This window comes from Kribbia dieselivorans NBRC 106261 (genome assembly GCF_001552435.1).
In the GTDB taxonomy this organism is placed as follows: domain Bacteria; phylum Actinomycetota; class Actinomycetes; order Actinomycetales; family Dermatophilaceae; genus Kribbia; species Kribbia dieselivorans.
This window is the reverse complement of the sequence record NZ_BCRE01000213.1, coordinates 1-8,665: the sequence shown is the minus strand read 5'-3', so window position 1 is coordinate 8,665 and position 8,665 is coordinate 1. Positions and strand designations below refer to the sequence as shown.

Annotated in this window: 5 protein-coding genes and 1 pseudogene; 2 read left to right on the top strand and 4 right to left on the bottom strand. The window is 71.9% G+C overall.

The genetic code is table 11. The annotated features are described in order from the left end of the window. Positions 1-347: pseudogene (locus KD1_RS16960) on the top strand (hypothetical protein); the annotation flags it as partial. Between the two features lie 24 nt (positions 348-371). Here the strand turns inward: KD1_RS16960 and KD1_RS14550 are convergent. Together KD1_RS14550 and KD1_RS14545 are read right to left on the bottom strand one after the other, a co-directional pair. Then, positions 372-1,367, bottom strand: coding sequence for a lysylphosphatidylglycerol synthase domain-containing protein (locus tag KD1_RS14550; RefSeq protein ID WP_068403120.1), 996 nt, complete (start codon positions 1,365-1,367; stop codon positions 372-374). Next, positions 1,367-3,262, bottom strand: coding sequence for a glycosyltransferase family 4 protein (locus tag KD1_RS14545; RefSeq protein WP_068403118.1), 1,896 nt, complete (start codon positions 3,260-3,262; stop codon positions 1,367-1,369). Before KD1_RS14545 ends, KD1_RS14550 begins: the two co-directional genes overlap by 1 nt. 102 nt (positions 3,263-3,364) lie before the next feature. Between KD1_RS14545 and KD1_RS14540 the strand changes: the two genes are divergently transcribed. Further along, the gene (locus KD1_RS14540) at positions 3,365-4,093 is read left to right on the top strand and encodes a TIGR03089 family protein (protein ID WP_068403116.1); all 729 of its coding nucleotides are present in this window, start codon (positions 3,365-3,367) and stop codon (positions 4,091-4,093) included. 45 nt (positions 4,094-4,138) lie between these two features. Here KD1_RS14540 and KD1_RS14535 read toward each other — a convergent pair whose 3' ends face one another. Both KD1_RS14535 and KD1_RS14530 read right to left on the bottom strand, forming a co-directional pair. Continuing rightward, positions 4,139-5,704: a peptidoglycan-binding domain-containing protein gene (locus KD1_RS14535; RefSeq protein ID WP_068403114.1), complete on the bottom strand. Its 1,566-nt coding sequence runs from the start codon at positions 5,702-5,704 to the stop codon at positions 4,139-4,141. Positions 5,705-5,936: 232 nt separating this feature from the next. After that, the coding region (locus KD1_RS14530; RefSeq protein WP_174521118.1) for an N-acetylmuramoyl-L-alanine amidase at positions 5,937-8,665 on the bottom strand (2,729 nt) is incomplete at its 5' end.

The window sequence follows — 8,665 nt, the reverse complement described above, 5'->3', positions numbered from 1 at the left end:
GGTTCCGCACCGGCGATCGCGAAGCGGTGCGCGCCGCGCTGGGTATCCCCCCCGGGTCGGCCGCGAGCGCCGCGGTGGGCCTGGCACCGACCGCGCCGGAACCGGTCTCGGCAACCGTCGTGCGAGCCGTGCGGGCGGCGCTGCACACCCTGGCCGACGAGATCGGCGATCTGGCGGACACGGTCGGGGTCGACCTCGACGACACCGAGGTCCTCGTCGGCAGCACCGACCCCTACGTGCTGGGCTTGGCCGCGGCCCGCGTCTGCATCGCCCTACGCGGCGAGCGGCTGGCCGCGCAGGCGCCCGAACGGCGCTCCGCCACGCAGGTGCGCATCGCGCTGACCTGACCCGAGCGTCCTCGCCATCGCGCGCTATTCGACGCGTTCGGCAGGACTTGGGGCGGCGTTCGCGCGACGCTCCGACCGCGCGGCGATGAGGTGGTGCGAGCGGCCCCACACCCAGCCGAACACGGCACAGACGATGTCGACCAGCGTCAGGATGAACCGCGACAGGATCGCCAACGCCGAGGCCGCCGAGACGTACATCAGCCCGCGGTAGACGAGCACGAGCAGCCCCTCTCGCACGCCGACGCCGGCCGGCATGATGAAGCTGAACATGCCCAGCGAGGCCGCCAACGGGAATCCGCTCAGGCTCGCCATGGCCAGTTCGAGTTCCTGGGAGCGATCGGGGTGGGCCAGGTCGCGGGCCAGCACCCAGATCGACGCGCCGCTGGCGATCCACCCGAAGATGAACCAGGCCATCGTGATGAGGATCGCCTTGCCGGAGATGTCGTGCGTCGGGGCCTCACGCTTGGCCACCGTGAACACGAGCCGGATGACCCGGTTGAGGACCGGCGGGTAGAGCAGGATCAGGAGCAGCGGCACGACGGCGATGCCCATCCACACCCCCGAGGACACCCCGCCGGTGCCCAGCAGGGCCGGGAACGCCGGGATCCCGACGGCCAGACCGGCGATCGCGGACAGCACGATCGTCAGCAGCCCGGCGATCGCGCTGGTGCGCCGCGGGATCTTCGCGGCCGCGCCCATCTCCGTCTGCACCACGACCGACCAGACCGAGCCGGGGACGTACTTGCCGAGTTGACCGACGAAGAAGATGCTCGAGGCGGGCCCGAGGGGCACCTTCGACCCGGAGTCCTCGAGCAGCACGCGCCAGCCGAGCATCGTCACGATCGGTGAGATGAACGCGAGGAGCGTCGAGAGCACGAGGGAGGTCAGCGACACCCGCCCCAACTGGGTCGACACCGCCCCCCAGTTCGCGATGAGCGCGATGACCACGGCCACCAGCGCCGCGCCGATGAGCACCCAGCGCAGGACGAACAGGACCCGCCGTTTCGTCGCCGCCGCCATCAGCGCCGCCGGAACGTCAGACGCGCCACGGCGAACGCCGCCTGGTCGTCGGTCGCGGCCCCGGCGGCGCGGCGCAGCTTGTCGGTGACGTCGCCGTCGAGGTCGCCGACGAGCACGAAGCCCACATCGTCGGCCCGCGCGACGATGCCGCGCAGTTCACTGGGGCCGACACAGCCCTCCGCGCCGGCCGGGCCGACGGCCATGGTCAGCGACAGCAGTCCGCCGGTGCGCAGGGCCCACGAGGCCTGGTTCATCACCTCGACGACCTCGTCGGCCTCACAGTCGTTGGGGTGCAGTCGGGTGATGACGTCCAGGCTGGCGGTCTCGACGTCGAGCACCGAGACACTCGAGCGGCCACCGGTGAGTTCGAGCTCGAGCGGCGCGAACCCGATCGCGCGCGCCCACCGTGAGTACGGCGATCCGACGCCCGATTCGTCGATGAGCAACGCACTGCGATTGCCGTCGTCACGCACCCGGAGCACGGCGGCGAGGGCCCCGAGGGCGCACCACGCCTCGACCGGCCGGATCGTCAGCGGCAGGCGCAGGTCCCGGGAGAGTTGCCAGGCGTCGTGCGCCTCCTCCTCGGTGCAGAGGACATCCGTGGCGCGCACCCAGTCGGGGAAGTCGTTGCGGTGCAGGTCCACCCGCGGGCGGCTGCGCGCGACGACACCCTTGAGCGAGGTGCGGGCCCGGCTGTAGAGCGCGGGGATCGCGCGGTCCTCGACCGGCTCGTCGCCCAGCCCACCGACCGCGGCGTTGCTGTCGGCCGAGGCGAGCGCTTCGATCGCACCGATGTACCGCGCCCACGGGGCGTGCAGGTCCGGCGGGCGCACACCGGCTCGCAGCCGGGCCACCTCATCGGGGTCCCGCAGCCGCTCCAACGCCGCGACGAGCGCGTCCTCGTCGTTGGGGGGCACGATCAGTCCGTCGACGCCGTCGCGGATCTCCTGGGCGAAGTTGCCCACGTCGGTGGCGAGCACGGGCAGGCCGTGCTGGTGACCGAGCGTGACGTTCTGCGACGCGGTGGCCGTGCGATACGTCAGGGTGAGCACGTCGTGCTTGGCGAACACCGACGGCAGCCGTTCGGCCGGGACGTAGCCCCCGTGCACGGCCACGCGCCCGGCCAGGCGCCGGTCCTCGGCCAGGGCGCGAATGACCGGAGCGGTGTCGGCCCACATCTCCCCGGCCACCGTCAGCGTGACGTCGGGCACGCGCATCATGGCGCGCATGAGCAGGTCGATGCCCTTGTAGTCGCGCACCGTGCCGAGCGAGAGCAGGCGGGCCGGGCCGCGGAAGTCGTCGTGGGCGATCGGGTCACCCTGCGGCAGGTGTGGCGGCAGGTCGGCGACGACGACGTGCTCGGCGCCCAACGCGCTGGCCGCACGCGCCTCCGCCGGGGTGTGCACGAGCGCGGCGTCGACGCGTCGCAGGAAGGTCTCCATGACGGCCTCGTCGCCGGTGCGCCGCTCGTGCGGCAGCACATTGTGGAGGATGGCGATGGCACGCGGGCCCAGTCCGGTCGAGCTCGTGCGCCCCACCCCGGCCGCGCGCAGCAGCGCCAGCGAACCGGGCACCATGATCGGCATGACGTGCGCGATGAGGATGGCGTCCATGTCCTGCAGCTTGAGCCCGGTGCGCACCCACGTGTCCGGCCGGCGCCAGCTCATCGTGCGGATCGTGCGCGGGAAGAGCGGGATGTCGGGCTTGCCGTCGGGCAGCCCCTCCTCGGAGGGATAGAAGTTCTTCGGGAACATCCGCGACCACGAGACGAGGATGACCTCGTGACCGGCGTCGGTGAGCTCGTGCGCCAACGCGGTGGTGTGCGCCGAGACACCGCCCTTGTACGGATGCGTCGGACCCACCACGGCAATGCGCAGCGAGGTGGAGTCGGCCACGGGGCCTCCTGGGACGGCGGGTCAGGTCGCCATCGAGACTAATGCGTGATCATCGGTGGGCCCGGCACCCCCGCCGCGTGGCGGCGGTGATGGACTGTGACCATGTCCACGCCGACACCGAAGCCCCTGCCCCCGGCCGAACTGCTCCCCCACCTCCTCGCGACCGACCCGGCGGCCCCGCGCCTGACCTGCTACGACGACCTCGAGGGACCGACCCGCGGGGAGCGGATCGAGCTGTCGGCCCGGGTGTTGGACAAATGGGTGAGCAAGGCGGCGAACGTCCTGGCCGAGCACGACCTCGGCCCGGGCGCGTTCGTGCGGTTGGCCGTGGCGCCCCACTGGCGCGCGGTCTACTGGGCGTTGGCGACATGGACGGTCGGTGCGGCAGTGGCCCTCGATGACGCCGTGGCCGACCTGGTGGTCACCGACGATGCGCCGCTCGCGTTGGCGGGCGGGCCGGCCGTCCTCGTCACGCGCGCGTCGTTGGCGCGACGGGCCGCGGTCGAGGTGCCGTGGGACGTCCTCGACGACGCGAAGGACCTGGCCACCCACCCCGATGCCTTCACCGCACTCGAGGAGCCGACGCCCGACGACCCGGCCCTGCGGTCGATCGACGGAGCGGTGTTCACCCGCGACTCCCTGCCTGTGCCCCGATCCGTGGTGGCCGGGGCGCGCGTGGCGGCGGTGCCCGCCACGACGGGCGAGTTGCTCGACGCCGTGCGCGCCTCGTGGTCGGCGGGTGGGTCACTCGTCATCGCGGTCGGCAGCGAGCCCGGTGCGGATCTGCGTGACCGCTGGTCCACCGAGGCCGTCACCGAGATCTGGCGCTGAGACCAGGCGGTGAGCGCCGGCCCTTGAGCGCGGACCGGATCGACCTCAGCGACGCGCGACGATCTCCTTCTCCGCGGCGGCCCAGGTCAGCGCGCCGACGGTGCCGGTGCGCGCCAACCGGTGACGACCCTGCAGGGCCTTGACCGCCGCGGCCGTCCCGGAGCCGTAGATCCCGTCGGCGGAGATCCGCAGGGCCCGCTGGATGTCCTTGACGCTGTTGCCGGTCGACCCGACGCGGAGCACGGTGGCGCGGCGGGCGATGAGCGGGTGCGCCCACTTCTCGAGCGCGTTCCAGTCGGCCCGGTGCACGACGGCATCGGTGGTCAGCCCGCGCTTGCCCTGCCACGTGCGCAGCGCCGACTCGGTGGCCGGACCGAACGCGCCGTCGGCCGGCACACCGATCGTGCGCTGGACAAGCCGGACCGCGTCGCCGCGCGAACCGCGCCGCAGGACGGTGCCCTTGTAGCGGGTGAACGCCGTCGTCGCGGACACCGCGGTCCCGGCCGGTTTCTCGGTCGGCGTGGGGGTACGCGAGGCGGTGCCCGACGAACGACGACCGAGCAGCGCGTCCCAGACCTCGTTCGTGACGATGCCGTTGACGGTCAGCTTCTTGGTGCGCTGGTACTCGCGCACCGCGGCCTCCGTGGCCGGACCGAACATGCCGTCCGCGGTGATCTTCAGCGCCCGCTGCACCGCCTTGACCGCCTCACCCCGGCTGCCCAGGCGCAGGGTGGTCCCGGCGTACTTCGACAGGCCGTTGGTGCCGTTCATCTCCGACCGCGCCGGCACCTTGCCCTCGTCAATGAGGGCGTTCCAGGTCACCGCCGAGACGGCCCCGGAGACGTTGATCCGGTGCGCCTTCTGGTAGGCGCGCACGGCCGCCTCGGTGGCCGGGCCGAACATGCCGTCGACACCGACGCCCAGCCCCTTCTGCAGGATGCGCACGTCCGAGCCGGTGGCCCCGACGCGCAGGGTGGGGTACCGGGCCGGGGTCGGCGTGGCCGCGGGCACCTTGCCGCTGCCGGAGGTGTTCGATCCCAGGGCCTTGCCGGTCCACCACGAGGTGCGGCCGTAGGCGCCGTCCCAGCTGTACGAGAAGTGGATGTGGTCCGTGTGCGGTGAGACGCCCGAGTAGGGGGCCCAACCGCGCTCCGGAGCGTAGGCGCGCCACATCTTGTTGTTCCAGATGATGTACATGATCCCGAAGCGCGCGGCCATCGCGCCCGGGCGACCCTGCGAGTCGGGCTTGGTCAGCCACTCCACGACGGAGTCGGCGATGGCGCGCTCGCGGGGGTCATAGGCGCTGAGCATCCAGTCCAGGGCGCGTCCCTCGGAGTGTTCGGTGACGCCGGCGTTGCAGTGCCGGGAGATGCCGTAGTTCCACTCGTCGTAGTGCTCGGCCAGGAGTCGGGCCATCGCGACGACACCCGGCTTGGGGTCCGGGTCGCAGGTCGTCTGCGGGTCGTACTTCGCGGCGGCGTCCAGGGCGGCAGGCAGCTTCTTGCTCGGTGGGTTCGGGATCGAGGCGGCCTGGGCCGATGTGGCGACGATCGGCGATGCCATGACCGGCAGCACGACGGCGGTGCTCACGACGCGGCGGAAGCGGGACATGGATCCTCCTGTGGGGGCAGGGGCCGGCCTCGGGGTTGGGGCAAGCAGAAGCCTCCCGACCCCATCAGGATCGGCAGACCCGTGCGACACCGCGGCACCTTGGGCCCCGGCGATCACAACGATGGCCAGTTTTCACAACCGTCACAGTCGTCGGCAACTTCTGGCGCGAATTCCATCCTTGTAACGAGTTGGCGTCGAACCGGTCTCAAGTCGTGCCGCTCGGGTCGCGGGATCAGGATTCGATCGCGAGACGGAGCACGGCACTGCTCACCCGCGACGTCTCGCCGATGGCCCGCACGGTGCGCAGCGTGTGCGTCGTCTGCAGCACCCGCGCCGACTCCTCCGGCACCGTGGCGCTGTTGACCATGACCACCGGGCGCAGCCGCCCACCGGCCACCATGGCGTAGGCGGCGTGGCTCGCACCGGCGCGGGCGATGGCGATCTCCTGCCCCGAACCCATGCTGCTCCGGTACGCCCTGGCCATCCCGGCCGCGATCGCGCTCTGACTGCCGCTGAGGCGCTTTGGGCTGCTGATGCCCACGGCCCGCAACTGGGTGGCGACCTCGTTCCCGACGACGCCGGTGCTGCCCAGGATCCGGGCGCGGGTCGCGCCGATGGCCGGGATCGTCGACTTCGCCGTGGCCGGCAACCGGGTGCGCGAGACGAAGATGATCGGTTGGTTCTTCGCCCGGGAGGCCGCCGCGGCGCCCGCGGCGTTCGACGCTCCGCCGACCGTCGTCACGAGGACCTCGCCGACCGGTGTGCGCGCGTCGACCATGCGGGCCACCTTCGTGCTGAGTCGGTAGCGGTCCGTGTCCGTGACCCGGGTGACGTGGTAGCCGCGGGCGCGCAGCGCGCTGACGATCGAGTTCGGCACCACCGTGGTGTCACCGACGACGTACACGCGGGCCAGTCCGCGAGGCTTGCGCCGGTCAAGTTCGGCCCGGGTCGCACTCGGGAGCGTCGTCCCGGAGCCGACCGTCAACAGCGGCGCCTTCATCGACGTGGCCAGGGGGCCGGCCAGCAGCAACTCCGGCAACCCCGCCGACGTGTGCGGAGCGATGACCGCGTAGGTCGAGTGCGCCTGACCGCGAGCGATCGTCGCGGCCACCGTCGAGGGGCTGCTGCCCTTGGTGCGCGCCGAGCCGTGGCGCACGAACGTCGACTTCAGCCCCGTCAGCCGTCGGAAGTCAGGCCCCGTGAGTGAGGCGCGCTGCCCGTCCGAGGCCGTGGCCACTGCCGTGCGCACCCCGTGCGCCGCGGTGCGATCCCGCAGGTCCAGTCGGGCGATGTTCGGCAGACCGAAGGCGGTGGCCAAGGACGCTCCGGTCAGCGTCGAGTCCCACGACCGGTTGGGGTTGACCGCGGCCCTCGACCACGAGTCGGACTTCGTGATGAGGTACGGCTGGTCGGTGCCGCCGAAGGCCTCGGAGCCCTTCTCCGTCCACCCGCCGTTGCTGGACGAGTAGGCGGCGTCGATGACCTCGGTGCCGTTCTTGACGACGAACCCGGTCGTGCCGGAACCGGTCGCGCGCACGGCGCTCTTCCACCGGTTCCAGTACGGCATCTCGGCGGAGGTCGGATAGGTGCCCATCACCTGGCTGCGGGTGGAGTCGTAGAGATGGCAGTTGCAGTCGGACCGCACGCCGCCCGGAATCCGGCGCAGCGCGTATCCGCGCGCCGCCGCGGCCTGGGCCTGCAGCGCGGCGGTGGGCCACGACCAGGGCACCTCACGCAGATTGTCGAGGTACTCGTCGTGCAGGCGCACCTGCAGCGAGCTCTGCAGCCCCGCGGGGGTGGCGGTGGTGTAGAGCTTGCCCGAGGCGTACTTCTTGCCGTCGACGGACAGCAGGGTGCGGTTGTCGAAGGACGCGACCGGGCTGGGCGAGGTCAGCGAGCTCCCGCCCGTGCAGCTGGGGCAGGAGACGACGACGTTGGATCCTGACCGGGTCAGCGTGGCCGTGGCGCCGGTCGACGTCAGGGTGGTGGTGCCATCGGTGATTCTGAACGTGCCGCCGCCGGAGGTGCGGGCCGAGGCCCTGAGCACGACCTTGCTCGCATCAGGTCGGACGTTGACGCGGATCTGCTGGTTGTCGGTGACGGCCGTGTAGGTGGTGCCCGGGTAGTAGAACGACAGGATCTGGCGGGCCGAACGACCGGCATCGGCCATGGCCCGGGCGCCGTACTGGCTCATGCCGACGCCGTGCCCGAACCCGCCGCCGCGCACGAGCCACGACGAGCGGGCGCTGTCGCGTGAGGCCACCGGCGAGAGGGGCTGCGCCGGGCCGCTGGGGGTTGACGGGGTGGTCGTGGTCGGCGGCGTGGCCGGTTCGCTGGCGCTGGCATCGACGACGGCCTGCACCGAACGCCGCAGCGCCGGCAGCTGGGCATACAACTTCTCTCCGGGGCATCCGGTCTGCCCCGCGTCGCGGTGGCCCGACAGGTTGTTGAACGTCTTCGTGATCGTGCCGTTGCTCAGGGCCGTCTTTCCGTTGGGGTCCACCCCGTGCAGGCCGAACTTCCACGCGAACACGGCGGTGTACGCGTCGATCATCGCCGTCGGCGGGGTCGCGGTGTCGTAGTTGCCCAACGCGCTCATCGCGAACGAGGAGGAGTTGTAGCCCGCGGTGTGTGCCCCGACGACCGCCTTGTCCACGCCCCCGGCGCGACCCTCATAGACATTGCCGAACTTGTCGGTGAGGAAGTTGTAGCCGATGTCGTTCCAGCCACGGTCACGGGTGTGGAAGAGGAGGATGCCGCGCAGGATGCCGGGCACCTGGGACCGGGTGTACGTGTTCGTCCCGGCCGTGTGGTGGACGAAGCCGACCTTGACCCGACCGTAGGCCGGAGCGCCCTTGACCAACGTCTCGTCGGCGCCCCACTGCGCGCGGGTGATGATCGTCGGCTGGGTCGGCGCGGCCACGGCGGAGCCGGCCGGGGCGGGGGCGGGGTCGGCCACGG

Bases quoted from the DNA above. Each gene is read 5' to 3' on its own strand.
- KD1_RS14550 (WP_068403120.1), bottom strand. From the start codon at position 1,367: ATGGCGGCGGCGACGAAACGGCGGGTCCTGTTCGTCCTGCGCTGGGTG.
- KD1_RS14540 (WP_068403116.1), top strand. From the start codon at position 3,365: ATGTCCACGCCGACACCGAAGCCCCTGCCCCCGGCCGAACTGCTCCCC.
- KD1_RS14535 (WP_068403114.1), bottom strand. From the start codon at position 5,704: ATGTCCCGCTTCCGCCGCGTCGTGAGCACCGCCGTCGTGCTGCCGGTC.